14 protein-coding genes are annotated in these 15,524 nt (G+C 43.4%); 2 read left to right on the forward strand and 12 right to left on the reverse strand.

Going from position 1 to position 15,524, the window contains the following annotated elements; all coding sequences use genetic code 11:
- Positions 1 to 114: 114 nt before the first annotated feature.
- On the reverse strand, positions 115 to 1,203 hold the full coding sequence (locus ACYFDN_RS00105; RefSeq protein WP_483509557.1) for a sensor domain-containing diguanylate cyclase: 1,089 nt from the start codon (positions 1,201 to 1,203) through the stop codon (positions 115 to 117).
- A 240-nt stretch (positions 1,204 to 1,443) separates the two neighbouring features.
- Between ACYFDN_RS00105 and ACYFDN_RS00110 the strand changes: the two genes are divergently transcribed.
- Positions 1,444 to 1,980 carry a GNAT family N-acetyltransferase gene (locus ACYFDN_RS00110; RefSeq protein ID WP_483509559.1) on the forward strand — a complete coding sequence of 179 codons (537 nt, stop codon included), beginning with the start codon at positions 1,444 to 1,446 and terminating at the stop codon, positions 1,978 to 1,980.
- A 99-nt stretch (positions 1,981 to 2,079) separates the two neighbouring features.
- Here the strand turns inward: ACYFDN_RS00110 and ACYFDN_RS00115 are convergent, their stop codons facing one another.
- Positions 2,080 to 2,565, reverse strand: a complete 486-nt coding sequence (locus tag ACYFDN_RS00115) for a MarR family winged helix-turn-helix transcriptional regulator (RefSeq protein ID WP_472591026.1) — start codon at positions 2,563 to 2,565, stop codon at positions 2,080 to 2,082.
- A 96-nt stretch (positions 2,566 to 2,661) separates the two neighbouring features.
- Between ACYFDN_RS00115 and ACYFDN_RS00120 the strand changes: the two genes are divergently transcribed.
- Positions 2,662 to 3,861, forward strand: a complete 1,200-nt coding sequence (locus tag ACYFDN_RS00120; protein WP_483509561.1) for a multidrug effflux MFS transporter — start codon at positions 2,662 to 2,664, stop codon at positions 3,859 to 3,861.
- A 21-nt stretch (positions 3,862 to 3,882) separates the two neighbouring features.
- Here the strand turns inward: ACYFDN_RS00120 and cowN are convergent, their stop codons facing one another.
- The 10 genes from cowN to ptsP form a co-directional block, all read right to left on the reverse strand.
- Entirely contained in the window at positions 3,883 to 4,167 is a 285-nt protein-coding gene (gene cowN / locus ACYFDN_RS00125) for a N(2)-fixation sustaining protein CowN (RefSeq protein WP_483509563.1), read from the reverse strand.
- 72 nt (positions 4,168 to 4,239) lie between these two features.
- Positions 4,240 to 4,680 carry a hypothetical protein gene (locus ACYFDN_RS00130; protein ID WP_483509565.1) on the reverse strand — a complete coding sequence of 147 codons (441 nt, stop codon included), beginning with the start codon at positions 4,678 to 4,680 and terminating at the stop codon, positions 4,240 to 4,242.
- The gene (locus ACYFDN_RS00135; RefSeq protein ID WP_483509566.1) at positions 4,668 to 5,342 is read right to left on the reverse strand and encodes a NifB/NifX family molybdenum-iron cluster-binding protein; all 675 of its coding nucleotides are present in this window, start codon (positions 5,340 to 5,342) and stop codon (positions 4,668 to 4,670) included. The genes ACYFDN_RS00130 and ACYFDN_RS00135 overlap by 13 nt, the downstream gene beginning before the upstream one ends.
- 45 nt (positions 5,343 to 5,387) lie before the next feature.
- Positions 5,388 to 5,600, reverse strand: coding sequence for a putative nitrogen fixation protein NifT (gene nifT, locus ACYFDN_RS00140; RefSeq protein ID WP_406611321.1), 213 nt, complete (start codon positions 5,598 to 5,600; stop codon positions 5,388 to 5,390).
- Between the two features lie 57 nt (positions 5,601 to 5,657).
- Positions 5,658 to 7,229, reverse strand: coding sequence for a nitrogenase molybdenum-iron protein subunit beta (gene nifK, locus ACYFDN_RS00145; RefSeq protein ID WP_338626320.1), 1,572 nt, complete (start codon positions 7,227 to 7,229; stop codon positions 5,658 to 5,660).
- Between the two features lie 90 nt (positions 7,230 to 7,319).
- Positions 7,320 to 8,765 (reverse strand): nitrogenase molybdenum-iron protein alpha chain, encoded by a 1,446-nt coding sequence (gene nifD, locus ACYFDN_RS00150; protein WP_483509568.1) that lies wholly within the window; start codon positions 8,763 to 8,765, stop codon positions 7,320 to 7,322.
- A 42-nt stretch (positions 8,766 to 8,807) separates the two neighbouring features.
- Positions 8,808 to 9,686 (reverse strand): nitrogenase iron protein, encoded by an 879-nt coding sequence (nifH, locus tag ACYFDN_RS00155; RefSeq protein WP_016403298.1) that lies wholly within the window; start codon positions 9,684 to 9,686, stop codon positions 8,808 to 8,810.
- 394 nt (positions 9,687 to 10,080) lie between these two features.
- Positions 10,081 to 10,998, reverse strand: coding sequence for a 1-phosphofructokinase (gene pfkB, locus ACYFDN_RS00160; RefSeq protein WP_483509570.1), 918 nt, complete (start codon positions 10,996 to 10,998; stop codon positions 10,081 to 10,083).
- A gap of 9 nt (positions 10,999 to 11,007) precedes the next feature.
- Positions 11,008 to 12,738: an alcohol dehydrogenase catalytic domain-containing protein gene (locus tag ACYFDN_RS00165; protein ID WP_016403306.1), complete on the reverse strand. Its 1,731-nt coding sequence runs from the start codon at positions 12,736 to 12,738 to the stop codon at positions 11,008 to 11,010.
- Positions 12,739 to 12,770: 32 nt separating this feature from the next.
- Entirely contained in the window at positions 12,771 to 15,395 is a 2,625-nt protein-coding gene (ptsP, locus tag ACYFDN_RS00170) for a phosphoenolpyruvate--protein phosphotransferase (RefSeq protein WP_483509572.1), read from the reverse strand.
- Between the last annotated feature and the right edge of the window lie 129 nt (positions 15,396 to 15,524).

The raw sequence follows: 15,524 nt of genomic DNA on the forward strand, positions 1-15,524 counted from the left end.
ATAGTGCGACTTTGTCGAACTGAGTAAAATTGAATGAGTGAGTCGCCCGTAATATTGGGCGACTATTGTAAGAAGATGTGGCAACCAGCTAGTTTGTAGTACTCAAAAAATCTGTTAAACAGAAAAGTCTTCAATAGAACCGCTGCGTGTTATTACTTTATTGCGTCCGGTTTCTTTGGCTTCATATAGGGCTTGATCAGCAATCGCAATCATTTTGTCCGCTAACATTTCAAAATCACTGGGTAAACTGCTCTCGTTAAAGCCGAGATAATAAGCACCAATAGATACGGTAATTGGATCTTCTGTTAGCTCAATACTACCGATCGCCTTCATCACCCGACTAAATACCTTTGCACAACCGTTTAAATTACTATTGGGCAACCAAATTAGGAATTCTTCTCCACCCAAACGAGCAACAAAGTCATAGTCTCTTAAGGAATTGCTAATTTGCTTCGCGGTTTCGACTAATGCTTTGTCACCAAGCTGATGACCGTAGGTATCATTGAGTTTTTTAAAGTGATCAATATCCACAATCGCTAAAGTGCCCTCACCGCCAGTTCGGCTTAACAAGTTCATACTTTTCTTTAGCTTTTTGTACATCCCACGGCGATTTGGTATCTCGGTTAAACTGTCGTAGTTCGCTAATCGTTTTAGCTTTTGATTAAGTTTGTTTAGCTGTTCTTCTTGTTGCCTGCGAATTAGCTCTACTTCTATCCATGAAGCCATTAATTGCACCGCATCAATATCAATTTCTTGGAAATGACGAGGGTAAGGAGCAGGACTAGAAAAGTTTAAGGTTCCGTAGAGCTCACCATTTAATCGAATAGGCATACCAATGTAAGACTCTAAACCAAATGCTTTATAGGCAGGATGCCTGGCGTACATATCATGTTCACCAATGTATTCTAAAGCTACTGGTGCTTGGGCTTCACAGGTAATTCCACAGTATGTGGTATCCAAGGTAAAACGATCGCCAGCTTTGAGCTCAACAGCCTCTGGAGTGACGCAATATTGAACAACATAGTCGTTTCCCTGAATCTTGGACAAAATTGCGATATCCAAGTTAAAACGCTCTAAGCCCATTTGAAGCAGCGCCAGGATCTGCGCTTCGAAGCCTTCGTTATGTGCATTTGTCACTTGATACAAACGACGAATAACTTGTTCGCTGCTAGTGTTAGCCTGATTAAGACAGGTTGTTGACATGCATTAAGTCCTTTAAACATTGGATTAAAACAGTATTTACTAACAATAGTATAACTAGCTTATTTTCACATGAATAGCGTTAAAACTCGTTAAAAATTAACCCACTAACAGTTCTCAATTAATGTTAGACCTACCTCACTCTATATGGCCACTTAACCAATGAGGCTTAATTTGGTTTAGAGCAAACTTTTACTATTTTGCTTGTTATAAACTACTGCAAACTTTAGAAAGGATCCGGTGATGAAACTATCGCTTTTTAACGTTAGTTTAGCGAGCCACGTAACACAGTTATTTGAACAAGTATTTGCTGACTCTGAAGGCGCAGAAGAAGGCCAGTTAATAAAAGCTTTAGTCGCTGAAATGATAGAGACTACGCCAGAGCAAGATTTAATCGGCTTTGTAGCAAGCACAAACGAAGAACTGGCGGGTTGTATCTTTTTTAGCCGTATGTTGCTCGCATCTGACGACGTGGCGTTTATATTGTCTCCAGTGGCTATAGCTACCAAGCAGCAAGGCCAAGGTGTGGGCCAAAAGCTGATAAATTACGGTATGGAGCAATTACGCAAGCTAGATGTAGATTTGTTAATCACTTATGGCGACCCAAACTTTTATGGCAAAGTTGGCTTTAAGCAAATTACTGAGAAACAAATCAAAGCACCATGTAAGTTAAGCCACCCAGAAGGATGGTTAGCGCAAAGCCTGTCCAATCAAGAAATCCCCAATATTAAAGGGGCAAGCCAATGTGTTGCCGCACTTAATAAACAAAAGTACTGGTAAGCCAAAACCCAAGTTGCCAACTTGGGGTTGCATTGCTACTTAGCCAATTGACAACAAATAGTAAGCCCTTAAAGTGCTTACTTTAGCTATTTAGCTCAACTAACTACCGGCAAGCTTTGCCAGTAAATGGTTTAGCTGTTTTTGCTCATCGCTACTTAATACCGACATAAACTGTTGTTCTTGATCATGTAGCTCAAGTGTTACTTGCTCAATAAGCTGCTTACCTTTGTTGCTCAACTCAACCAGCTTACTGCGTTTGTCTTCAGGATTATCCACCCTTTCAACCAAACCTGCCTTGGTAACTCGATTCAATACTTTAGTAAGCCCGCCAGAGCTAAACAACATTGCACTGTATAACTCGGTAGGTGTTAAACAGTAAGGTGCTGGATGTCGCCTTAAAGTGACCAAAATACCAAAATCAGCAGCTTGTAGCTGATATTGACCTATCAGCTGCTCCATTGCTTGGCTTAGCGCATGCTGGGTGCGAACCATTCGTAGTATCGCAGGAGTGATAGTGCTGTAGGCTTCTGGCCAGTTTTTTTGAGTGGAGCTTAAAATGCTAGCGATGCTTTCTTGATGCTTCAATATCGGTTCTCGGTTAGTAAGCTAAACTTTCAATATATCTTGCCAGAAAGATAAACTCCAGATAATATCTTTCCAGAAAGATAAATAGGTAAGCTTATGCAACAAAGAATATCCAAGAAGCTCATTATTTTATTGGCATCAGTGTTTGCTATGACGCCGTACGCCATTGATAGTTATCTACCAGCTATCCCGATTATTGCTACAGACTTTGGGGTTAGTACCTCATTAGTGGCGATAACCGTAAGCATTTACGTATTTGGAATGGCTTTAGGGCAACTTATCGGCGGCCCTTTATCTGATAAATATGGTCGCAAACCAATAATGGTGATCGGTCTACTTATCTTTGCTGTGTGCAGTGTGTTTCTGGCCTTAGCAAACAATTTAGCGTTGTTTTGGTTATGGCGAATATTGCAATCAATAGGCGGTGGTATTGCTGTTGTAGGAGTACCAGCAGTAATTAGAGACAATGCCGAGGGCAAAGAGGCTGCCAAACTGTTTTCGTTAGTTATGCTAATTATGATGATAGCCCCATCTATCGCCCCGTCTGTTGGAACTTTTATTCTGCAAGTCTCTAATTGGCATTGGATATTTATTAGTTCGGGGATATTTGCTTGTGTGGTTGCCATATGGGCAATTGCTGTTATGCCTAAACAAGCCAACACACAACATGGCCCAAGCAATAAGGTAAGTTTTATTGATGTATTGAAGCACAAACATGCTCTTGGATATTTGATTTCCCAAGCTTTTGCCTACGGTGTCTTAATGACCTTTATTACAAATGCTCCGTTTGCTTATATCGTAAAGTTTGGGATCTCAGAAGAGCTGTTTTCAATGTTGTTTATTGCAAACGTGGTGGGCGTTGTAATTGTTAACCGTTATAACTCTTATCGTTTAAATCACTCTGCGCCCGAACACATGTTAGTGAGCTTTTTGGCAATGCAATTTGTCGGAGCAACAGTGTTGGTTGCCTCAATCGTGTTCGCGCCCAACAACCTCTGGTTTGCGGCAAGTGGTTTTATTATCTGCATGGCTGCAACTGGTGGCACGATGTCTAATGCTAACGTATGTTTTTTAAAACACTTTGGTAAAGGCGCTGGCACCGCCCAGGCAGTATTAGGCGCTATTCAGTTCTTTGCTGGCGCAGCGATTAGCGCTGTAGCCGCGATGCTTTCGCACACTAGTCTGTGGCCAATGGTGCTTACTATGCTTGCATCAACTACCATAGCCTTGCTTAGCGCCCATAAAGCTAACATCCTGAATCAAAAAGAGAAAGCTGAGCTTTGTTGTGCTAAATAGGTGAGCCTGCAGCGATTTTGCTTAACAGCACTCTTGTTCAATTTTATAAAGTAACTCTAAAGCCTGAGTGTCTTCACAAACTTCGAAGTACTCATACAAAGGATTAGTTTGATTACCGATAAAATTAAGGTTATCTCGCTGCATTTTTGCTTGTTCTGCGCGTTTATCATGAAAGTAATTCAGCCATAGTTCGCCTCCCCTTTTTGCGTTTAGATGCTGTTCAAGCATGCTGATTAGGCGGTCTGCATTTTCATCACAATTGATGTTGCAAAAAGAGACATAGCGATCGGTAATATTACTGCTCATGATTAACTAACCTGTTTAAAGAAACTGCCTAATGCTGGCACTAGGCAGTACATAAGAATCTATTTTAATAACTCACTCTTCGTGCAAAGCAATTACGACACCAATAGCTAGATCTACGCTATTGGTTAATCTGGCACAGCTAGTACCTTTAGCCATTAGGAATAAATCAAAATAACTGGCACTCATAAACGCTTCACGTTCAGCCATATCATCTTCACTGCACTCGACAATTCGGATGCTTGGATGATGTTTTTTAAAACAGCTAAGCTTTGCTTGGTAATCGTTTTTATCGGCCAAACTTGCCACTAACTTATCAATAAGGCTTTGGCTTAGCTCTTCGGTAGCAGCGTGATCTTCATGCTTACACCCGCAGCTATGCTTAGGTTTTGAGTCTTCTGACTGGTGGCTCTTACACTGACAATTAGATGAGTGTTTTGGGCTATGTAGCTGCTCTTCACATTTGCAAGAACATTGCTTCGGCTCTGCTGTAACGCCCGGCTCTATAGTAGACATGCTTCTGCCTCCTGTTTTTCTAGCAATTTAGCTAACCAACGTGGCGGACAATCCATCACTGTTTGCAAGCGTTCTAAAATAGATCTTGCGGCCTGAGGCGTAAGCTGTTTCAAAGGCAAAATATCAGCGCGGCTCACCCGAGCGGCAGCAGGCCCGCCTATCGACAAGGTGGCGAGTAATTGGCAGTCACCGATTAAGTCAATTAAGTAGCTAGTACGCGCATCGCCACTTAAGTTTTCAATGACCGGCCTAACATCTACTAACTGAAAACCTTGAGCACTCACTTGATAAATAAGAAAACGCAAACAAGAGCCAAAGTGTCCGTCGATGCGCTCTAAATTATTAGAACTTACCGCAAGTTGCACAATCGGTCCTTTGAGCAAGGTTTGCTCCGGTACTACCGGCGCTTCCATAGGACTGATTTGCTCTGAGCTTAATATTGCGTGTAGTTGATTTACTTGGCTGCGCTCTACACTGTAGCGAGAGCTTTGAAATACTTCGCGTAATACTTTAGGGCTTAAGGCTCTTAACTTTTTCTCGGTTAATGGTTCGCCGCAGTGACCCACCAGCAATGATACAAACTGCTTTAGTTCAATATCTGGAATCGCTTTAGACGCCACAGCCAATCGCAGCGCTAAGTTATCGTTAATGTTTGATTTCATCGGTACTCCTTAGCGTATCAATCTCATCACCAGGACTAACGCATACTAAGCGCGTCTTGCACGAAAGGTTTTAGGTAAACTTGGCGCCGGGTTTACTGGCTCAATATAAAATTTGCTGCCGTCACTAAGCTCTATTTCCCCACCCCATTGATCTTGTTGATCAAACTGCAATGAGTAAATTGGCAACTCCAAATCTTTTTTTGCAATATAGGCTTGAAGCGCGCCAGAACTTTCTCGGCTAATAATTAGGTTTGGCATATATCTTCCTTAAGTGGCCGGGGCTACAGCCCCGGCCGGTCTTGTGGTGGGCAGTGATTAACGTACTAGGTCGAAGCCGTAGTCTGTTTTACCCATTTCACTGGTATCTTGATCAAGTTTTGCCAGCACTTCATTCACTAAGGTGGTAAGCATGTACATGCTGCCTTCGTAGCCTAGTGTGGTGTTGCGGTGTAAATGGTGGCGATCAAAGATCGGGAAGCCTAAGCGAATTAGTGGTACTTCAAACTCTTCACCTTTTGCTTTGGTATCACGCTGAATAAACTTGGCGTAAGAGTTACCAATCATAAAGTCAGGTTTATTGGTAAACACCAACGAGCGGAAGTGCCACAAGTCTTTACCTACATGGATCTCGGCATTTGCAGTGCTTGGTGACTCAGCAATAAGCGCTTCCATTTTCTTACGCCAACGTTTAGCACCGTTGTTACATAAGATGTGTTTAACTTCACAACCTAATTCTTGTAAGAATTTAGTTAAACCCATTAGGTAATCTGGATCACCATAGATAGAGAAACTCACGCCGTGTAACCAAGTGTGTGAATCGGTCATCATGTCGACTAAGCGACCACGCTCCGTGGCTAAGCTTTCTGGAATTTCTTTGCCAGTTAACTCGGCAATCTTAATAAGAAATTCGTCGGTCCAATCTAAGCCCATTGGAATTTGCAATGCAGGAACCTCATGTTTCCAAGTACCTTCCACAAATTTTTTGGTTTTAGTTAGCTGATCAGGCTGCAATAACACTGTTGTAATTGCGTTAGGTGCGTCTTCAAGCTCACTTAGCGGCGTACCACCAGCATACATGCGATACTCACCGTCAGCAGGTGTATCCAACACTTCTGATGGGTCACTAAGTAGGCTGTAATCCACACCCATTTGTTGCATCATTTTGTGAATAACACGGTAGTTACCTAAGTAGGTTTCAAAACCTGGTATTAGGTTAATTTTGCCGTTACTGCCTACCGTTTTATCGTCCATTTTGTTTAGGGTGAAATAGCGAGCAAAGCCCTCAAACATCCCGTCCCAACCAGTTACATGGCTGCCTACAAAGCTCGGTGTATGAGCAAAAGGTGTAGGTAGTTCTTTAGGAATGTAACCTTCTTCTTTGGCATTACCGATAAAGGCGTTTAAGTCATCACCAATTACTTCTGCCATACAGGTTGTAGACACGGCAATAACTTCAGGCTTATACAATGCTAAAGAGTTTTGCAGACCATCAAACATGTTTTTCTGGCCGCCAAATACCGCTGCGTCTTCAGTCATTGAGTCTGATACACAGGCAACAGGCTCTTTGAAGTGGCGGTTAAAATAGGTACGGAAATAGGCTACACAACCCTGAGAACCATGCACATATGGCAGAGTTTTCTCGAAACCTAGCGCACACAATACCGAACCTAATGGTTGGCAAGCTTTGGCTGGGTCTACGGTTAGGGTTTTACGAGAAAAGTTAAGATCTTGGTATTCTTGAGTGGTGGTCCACTCAAATACTTCTTTGATCTTCTCGTCGCTGACACCTTCTTCATGATCGCTACGCTTCCGCGCCATCATGTCTTTATACTCTGGCTGTTCAAACAAGGGGTAGCCAGGTTTTATATCATCTACTTGTTGACTCATTGTATCTCTCCTTTCGCGCCACTCATCTGTGAACTACGAATTGAGTTAATTTTTTAAGCGCTATTGCACTCTTCCTGATCTTGCTAGTACTTAAGCGGCTGCTATGGCACTCTTCCATGGTGGCGTTAACTTGTCCCAACAAGGGTTGTTTAAGGTCATGTCCATGTCGCGGGCAAAAATAGCGAAGCCATCAAAACCGTGGTACGGACCTGAGTAATCCCAGCTGTGCATTTGACGGAAAGGAATACCCATTTTTTGGAATATGTATTTCTCTTTAACACCCGCACCTATCAAATCAGGCTTGAGTTTGTCGGCAAAAGCTTCTAGCTCGTAACCCGTTACGTCATCGTAAATTAGCGTGGCGTCTTTCACTTCTGGTACAGTTTTGCTGTAGTCATCGTTATGACCAAACTCATAACCAGCACCAACAATTTCCATACCTAAGTCTTCATAGGCACCAATTACATGGCGAGGACGTAAACCACCAACATAAAGCATCACTTTCTTGCCTTCTAAACGAGGGCGATACTTATCCACCACTGCCTGCCACTGCTCTTTATATTTAGCGATAACTTCTTCAGCCTTAGCTTGAATTTTCTCGTCAAATTTAGCGGCGATAGCGCGCAATGACTCTTCACACTTGGTAGGACCAAACAAGTTGTACTCCATCCAAGGGATGCCATATTTCTCTTCCATATGACGACATATGTAGTTCATTGAACGGTAACAGTGAACTAGGTTCATTTTCACTTTTGGCGTGTTCTCTAGCTCCGGTAAAGTACCGTCACCAGACCACTGTGCAACTACTCGAAGACCAATTTCTTCTAACAAAATACGCGAAGACCAAGCGTCACCACCGATGTTGTAATCACCAATAATGGCTACATCGTAATCGCTAGTAGCGACTTCTTTGTCTTCCGATTTATCCAATACGTAATCACGTAGAGTATCGTTAGCAATGTGGTGACCAAGCGATTGACTCACGCCGCGGAAACCTTCACAACGAACTGGAACAATGGTTTTGCCAATCTCGGCGCCTTTGGTTTTAGCCACGGCTTCGATGTCATCACCAATTAGGCCAACCGGACATTCAGATTGAATCGAGATCCCTTTAGCTAAGGGGAATAACATCTCAATTTCGTCTACCATGGTTGCTAGCTTTTTATCGCCACCAAACACAATGTCACGCTCTTGGAAATCAGAGGTGAAGTTCATGGTGCCAAAGCTATTTACTCCGGTATAACCGGTGTAATAGTTACGACGACCAGCGCGCGAGTATTGACCACAACCCACTGGACCATGAGAGATATGCACCATATCTTTAATTGGCCCCCACACTACCCCTTTTGAACCTGCATAGGCACAACCGCGGGCAGTCATAACACCAGGAAGTGACTTACGGTTAGCAGTAATACAACTACCACCTTCGCTGTCGTTTGCACCTAGGTGTTTTTGGCGATCTTTTTTGGCTTTTTCTGGATAGACTTCCAACACTTCATCAATCAGTGCTTGAGTCTCTGCTTTTTTATCTGACATTGCTGCCTCCTATAGCATCAATTTACTCACTGAAATGAGTGATTAAGCTGTTGCTTCTTCAGCTACTTGACCAATGATTGATTCGTCTTCTTCATCCATGATGCCGAATTCCATCAACAACTCTTCGAGCTCATCCATAGTTACCGGTGTAGGCACTACAAACATTTTGTTGTCGATGATTTTCTTGGCTAGGGTGCGGTATTCGTCTGCTTGATTACATTTAGGGTTGTATTCAATTACTGTCATACGACGAATTTCAGCTTGCTGTACAACGTTGTCACGCGGTACAAAGTGAATCATTTGAGTGCCAATTTTGGCTGCTAGCGCTTCAATTAATTCATCTTCACGGTCACATTTACGTGAGTTACAAATAAGACCCGCTAATCGAACACCACCAGTAGCAGCATACTTACAGATACCTTTAGAAATGTTATTTGCTGCGTACATCGCCATCATTTCACCAGATACAACGATGTAGATTTCCTGAGCTTTGTTTTCACGAATAGGCATGGCGAAACCACCACACACCACGTCACCTAGTACGTCGTAAAATACAAAATCTAGTTCTTCTTCATAAGCGCCTTCTTCTTCTAAGAAGTTAATCGCTGTGATTACACCACGACCAGCACAACCAACACCTGGCTCTGGACCACCAGACTCAACACAACGTACACCGCCGTAGCCCACTTTAAGTACATCTTCTAGTTCGATGTCTTCAACCGAACCAGCTTCCGCTGCCATTTCCATAATGGTGTTTTGCGCTTTTGCATGTAAAATTAGACGTGTTGAATCGGCTTTTGGGTCACAACCAATAATCATCACTTTTTTGCCCGCTTCCGCTAAAGCACCAACTAAGTTTTGAGTAGTGGTAGATTTACCAATACCGCCTTTTCCGTAAATTGCACATTGACGAATAGCCATAACATTTCTTCCTATTAGCTTGATAAATGGTTCCCACTGTAGCTATTGCCAGAACCGTTCCAAACTCCTAAAAACAAGATAAGCCATTGTATTTACAATATTTATTACTATTTGACGGCAAATTATTGAGTACACAAGACAAACAATTTAGGCTGCAAATGTAGGCTTTGTCGTAAATACAACTAGACGCTTTAGGGGAGCTAGAGAGATTTCTGCTAATCTGTTCAGAAAATCTAAAATAGGAAAGAAGTCGGGTTCGATAGGTAAGCCTAAGCAACAGTAATGGCATTGTTGCTGCTAACAATAGATCAGACGATTGCCTTTTATTAATTTAACTAGGCCCAATAAAAAAGGCTTATCTTTCGATAAGCCTTTTTGCTGTAGCTTCTAAAACTTAGTTTATTTCTTTTCTAAGTTTCTCTACTTGATCAAGTGAACCTAAATCAGTGCCCTGTCGACTAGCGGATGCAGCGCCACAAGCCAAGCCATAAGGTAAAGCCTGAGCTAATGATTCGCCTAAACTTAGGCGCCAAACCAACCCGGCCACCATAGAATCTCCGGCCCCAATAGGGTTAGCTTCAACAATGCTCGGGCTGGTAAACTCGGCGCATTGCTGTTCATTTGCCATTAACGCACCTTTTTTACCCAGAGACACTACTAAGTTCTTAGGTCCCATGGCGAGTAAAGCTTGGGTCCAGCCTTGAGTTTGTTTTAACTCCTCGCTACTTAAACCCAATAGCTCTTGAGCTTCGTCAAGGTTAGGTTTAACTAAGCTTGGCTGAGCCAATATCCCTTCTCTCAGAGCCTCTCCACTGGTATCTAATACCGCATGTGCGCCAGCACTTTCAATCAGTGTAATAAGCTCTGCATAAAAGTTTGCTCTTACGCCCTTAGGTAAACTGCCACCCAATACCCACCAGTCACCTGCGTGGAGGTTTTGTTTAACTTGGTCGACTAAGCTTTTTAGCTCTTCAGGGCTAACTTCTGGGCCTGCTTCATTCACCTTAATATGTCGCTTATTCCCCGCTTCCACAACAGTAACGTTGGTGCGGGTTTCGCCTGCTATTTGAGTAAATTGGCTTTTAATGTCCATTTTACTCAATTCGCTTGCTAGGCGTTGACCAGTAAAGCCACCAATAAAACCCATTGCGGTGCTTGTTACACCAAGGTTTTTAAGCATCCGAGATACATTAAAACCCTTTCCACCGCAATCTAGGCGTGAGTGATTGGCACGACTTACACTATCAAAAGCAAACTCATCTATTTGCAGCTCTAAATCAGCAGCTGGATTTAGTGTTAATGTGTAAATCATTGTCATTCCTTATAAGTAAGCTTCAAACAAGGCTTTTTCTGCTGCAATGTTCCAGGTGTTACCTTTACCTAAGGCGTTTGCCACAGTAGGTAACTGTTCAGCTAGTTCATCTAAACCTAATAGCGGTAAATCTTCTAGTTGTGGGAAGATCAGGATCTTGCCTGGGTACTTAGCATCAATCATCGCTTCAATACCATCTTTAGCCACATTCATACCGCCAATAGCTGCTACACAAATGGCAGGAGCAATGTTACCCGCTACAGTGTTATCCATCACTACAGTTTGGTCTTCAATTGTTAAGCCTGAAGTACCTGTGTATTGGGCATTACTAAGGTAAACAGAACTAAAGTCTACCGGTGCCAAGGTGCCATTAGGAACACCAGCAAACAATACCAACATGCCGTCATCTTTCATAAAGGTAGCTGACTCGGCCATGATATCGGCATTTGGTACACACACCACTACGTCGTCGGCTAACTTGCCTTTACTATGAGACTCTACAAATTCTGGCAGGCTCACTGGGTTGTTAATTGGGTTGTAAGTCACCAATTCACAGTTGTTGCTTTCGGTTAAGCTAGCAAAACGCGCTTCAATTTCAGCTAAACGCTGGTCGTTAATGTCGGTCACAATCACTTGACGTGGACCGTCTTTAAGCTCAATTGCGCGCTGAACATGCATTTGACCCATTGGGCCACCGGCACCAACAAAAACAGCAAAGCCATCTTTTCTTAAATCACAGCGGTTGCGCTGCTCACCGTAGGAGTCGGCAACATCTACACCACTATTACCAATAAAGGCTACGTAGTCGTAATGTAAACGGCCAACATCGGCATTTACTAAACCATCTACTGGTTTCTTACCGACCATATTCATGGTGCCGCGACGGGCAACATGTTTAGCAATACTCGTTAGTTCGTCGGCTGATTGTGGTGCTAGTACCACAATGTCATCAAAGCCTACGCCATCGGTAAACTCAGCAACTGCTTGCTCTAAGTTGCCAGCGTTAATGTCGTTGCGAATCAACACATTTTTAGCTTTGCTTTCTACCAAAAGACGAAAAGCTTCCGGTACGTTGCTAAGAATTACAGTGGCAGGTGCTTCTAGGCCTTTAGAAAAGCCATAAGCTATTTGGTCATCAGCTTGGCCAGTAATCCACATTACACCGCCTTGTTTTGGCTCTAAGCGACGACGCTGGGTATAAGACGCCCAAACACATCCCCAAGGCTCAAGTAAGGCTGCTTCAGCAAAACCTAATTCGTCAGACACTTTAAGCAAACATGAACCTGTATCAGTTTCTAATACTTCTGGCCCAATTAAGTGATACTGAGTTAATCCGCCAGGAACCGTGTAACCGTAGGCGGTACTCTTACCATTTTGGTAAATATCTGGCTGCATCGCATAACGCTCACCCACTTTGTATTCACCACTAAGGCCTTCGCCCACTTTAACTACCGTGAGAGTGGCTTCATGGCCCAAACGCGTTGGTTCTTTGCGTAAATCTCGGTTGTACAGTTTAGGGTGCGAGCTACCTTGGTTAATTAACTTAACATCAGAAAAGCACAGGCCTACTGCGTCAACTCGCACTAGCAGTTGGTTATCTGCTGGTTCAGGTACATTGAATAGTTCTGGCTGATTATCTTTACCAATGTTTTCCACACCGGCGCCGTACATGTTCCAAGTGCTGGTGGTATTTGGTGTTGCTTGGTCTAGTTGTTGATATTTTTCGTATTGACTAGTCATCTTGATACCTACTCTTTATATTCTGTTTTCTACTAAATAAGATCATCATGGTTTTTGTACATCGCCATGACAGCTTCGGAGCTACACATTTGCAGGGCTTTTTCTGCTTTAGCCTGCAACTTGCTGTAAGACACCGAACGAATGATGTTTTTTACTGCTGGAACATTAGCTGGACTTACCGACAGCTCTTGAACCCCCATACCCACTAATAAACAAGCAATGTTAGGGTCGGCAGCCATGTTGCCGCACACCCCTACCCACTTACCGTTGGCAGTGGCTGCTTTAACGGTCATAGAAATTAACCTCAACAAACCTGGATGGTAGCTGTCAGCTTCACAGCACAACTCCGGGTTTAGTCTGTCCATCGCTAAGGTGTATTGGGTTAAATCGTTAGAACCGATAGAGAAGAAATCGACATGTTTAGCTAAGGTGTCGGCCACTAAAGCGGCAGATGGCACTTCAACCATAATGCCTAAGGGCAGTTCAGGTGCATTAAGTGACACACGAATTTTATCGGCCATTTCTTTGGCTTTGGTCCATTCAGACATTTTGGCGATCATTGGGAACATAATGTGGATCCCTGATTTACCAAATTGCTCTACTTGCCAAATTGCTGTGCGATAGATGGCTTCTAGTTGACGTTCAAACATGTCTTGGTGTTTGAACGATAAACGTACGCCACGAACCCCTAAAAACGGGTTATCTTCGTGCGGCATATCCATCCACGACACCGGTTTGTCACCACCAATATCCGCCGTTCTTACAACAAGTTGGCGATCGCCAAGCTCTTTTGCGATGCTTTTAAGTGCATCTATCTGTTGCTCGATGGAAGGTTCTTCGCTTGAAGCTTCGAACAAAAACTCGGTTCTAAGTAAGCCTGCGCCTTCTCCGCCATTTTCCAAGATACTTGGTGCATCTTTAGGTTTAGCGATGTTACAAACTACTTCAATATGGCGACCATCTTTAGTTACAGCTGGTTCATGTTGATGCTCTGCTTCGGCTAAACGCATTTGTAACCAAGTGTCGATGTTTCGGCTTGCTTGCTCTAGTGTTTCACTACTAGGGTTAATCACTACGCTAGCACTTTGTGGGTCGACCACTGCCATTTTTTGGTCTGCCACTTCGCACAACTTGCCAGCGCCAACGCCAACCACTGCAGGAATACCCAAGCCTCGCGCTAAAATCGCCATATGACTGTTAGGTCCACCTAACTCGGTAGCAATAGCTTTAACCGCTTTGCCTTCTAAGCCAGCAGTTTGCGAAGGAGAAAGATCTTTTGCCAACAAAATGAATTCTTCATCAGGGAAACTTAGTGTTTCAGCTGAGGTAAGAATGGCGATAACACGCTGGCTTACGTCATTTAGATCGGCTATACGTGCCTTTAGTCGCTCGTCTTCAACTTTAGATAAAGCATCAATTTGTGACGTTAAGGCTTGTTGCCAAGACCAAGCAGCGCTGTTGCCTTGCTCTATATATTGCATGCATTCTTGATTTATCGCTTCGTCGCTTAGTAGCTGTTTTTGCGCTTTTAGAATAGCGGCTTCTTGTGGCGCTTTTTCTAACAGCTTGTTATGTAACTCGTCGCTTTGTTCAGCGGCTTTACTTAGCGCTTCTTGTAGTGCTTGCTTTTCATTACTTTCGCCACTGCCTTGCTGCTCGACATTAATGTTTGAAGCACGCAATACAAATATAGGCGCAGCAGCAATGCCTGGTGAGGCTGCCATGCCCTGCAACACCGCATCACCAGTGGCATTAGCTAAAGCCGGCAAGCCCGCTAAAGGATTAAACTCCGCATTAGCGTTATCTTCTTCACTGTCTAGGCCCGCTTTGATCATGTCTGCCAATAACTGAACCGCTTGTTCGGCTTGCTCACCTTCGGCAGAAACAACGACTGAATCTCCCAATTTTGCGCCCATGGCCAATAATGCAGCCATAGATTTTGCATTGGCAGATTGCTCACCGTTTCGAATGCGAATTTGAGTATTAGCAAAACTAGCCGCTTGTTCACTAAGCAAACTTGCTGGGCGAGCATGCATACCCGCTTCATCCACAATGAGAGCACTTTGGCTAATAGCAAAATCATCTTCAACCACAGCCTCTGCCGAAGCACCAGCTCCTAATGCGTTAATAATGTCGAACTTATCTTCTGTAGATGCTAGTTGAGCTGACAAAGTCTCATCCATTACAACCGTAGTTAGGGTTTGTAAAAGACTAAGATGGTCTTCGCCCTTAGCTGCAATGCCGACAACCAGCTTCACGCTATCGCCGTTGTCATTCCAACTGATCCCCTGGGGAATTTGCACAATCACCACACCACTTTGCGCAACTAGGGGTTTTGCTTCGTTAACGCCATGGGGAATAGCCACGCCGTTAATTAAATAGGTACTTACTTTGTTTTCTCTTGCTTGCAAAGCGTCAAAGTAATCGGCGTTTACTAAACCTAGTGCCAACATTTGTTCAGACACAAAACGCAATACTTGTTCTTTGCTATTAAAATTTTGATTTAGAAAGATCTGCTTAGTTTCCACCTGTAGCGAATCCGGCTCTTTTTTAGCAGCAACTGGCTGCTCAATAGTGGCTGACTGCACCAATTCTGGTTGAGAGGCAACCTCTGTCTCTTTCTCACTGGAAGCGAATAAACTTTTAAAAAAGGACATGCTTATCTCGTTTTGTTGATTTAGCAAAACACCTTGCCGCGTAGGCTGGGCAATTTGACGTAAATGGTTAATAAAGATGCGGCCTACAGCGGTACTGCTGTGCTGTAGGCGCTACCTAATGAATGACTA

The sequence above is a fragment of the Agarivorans sp. D1326 genome, assembly GCF_056958115.1.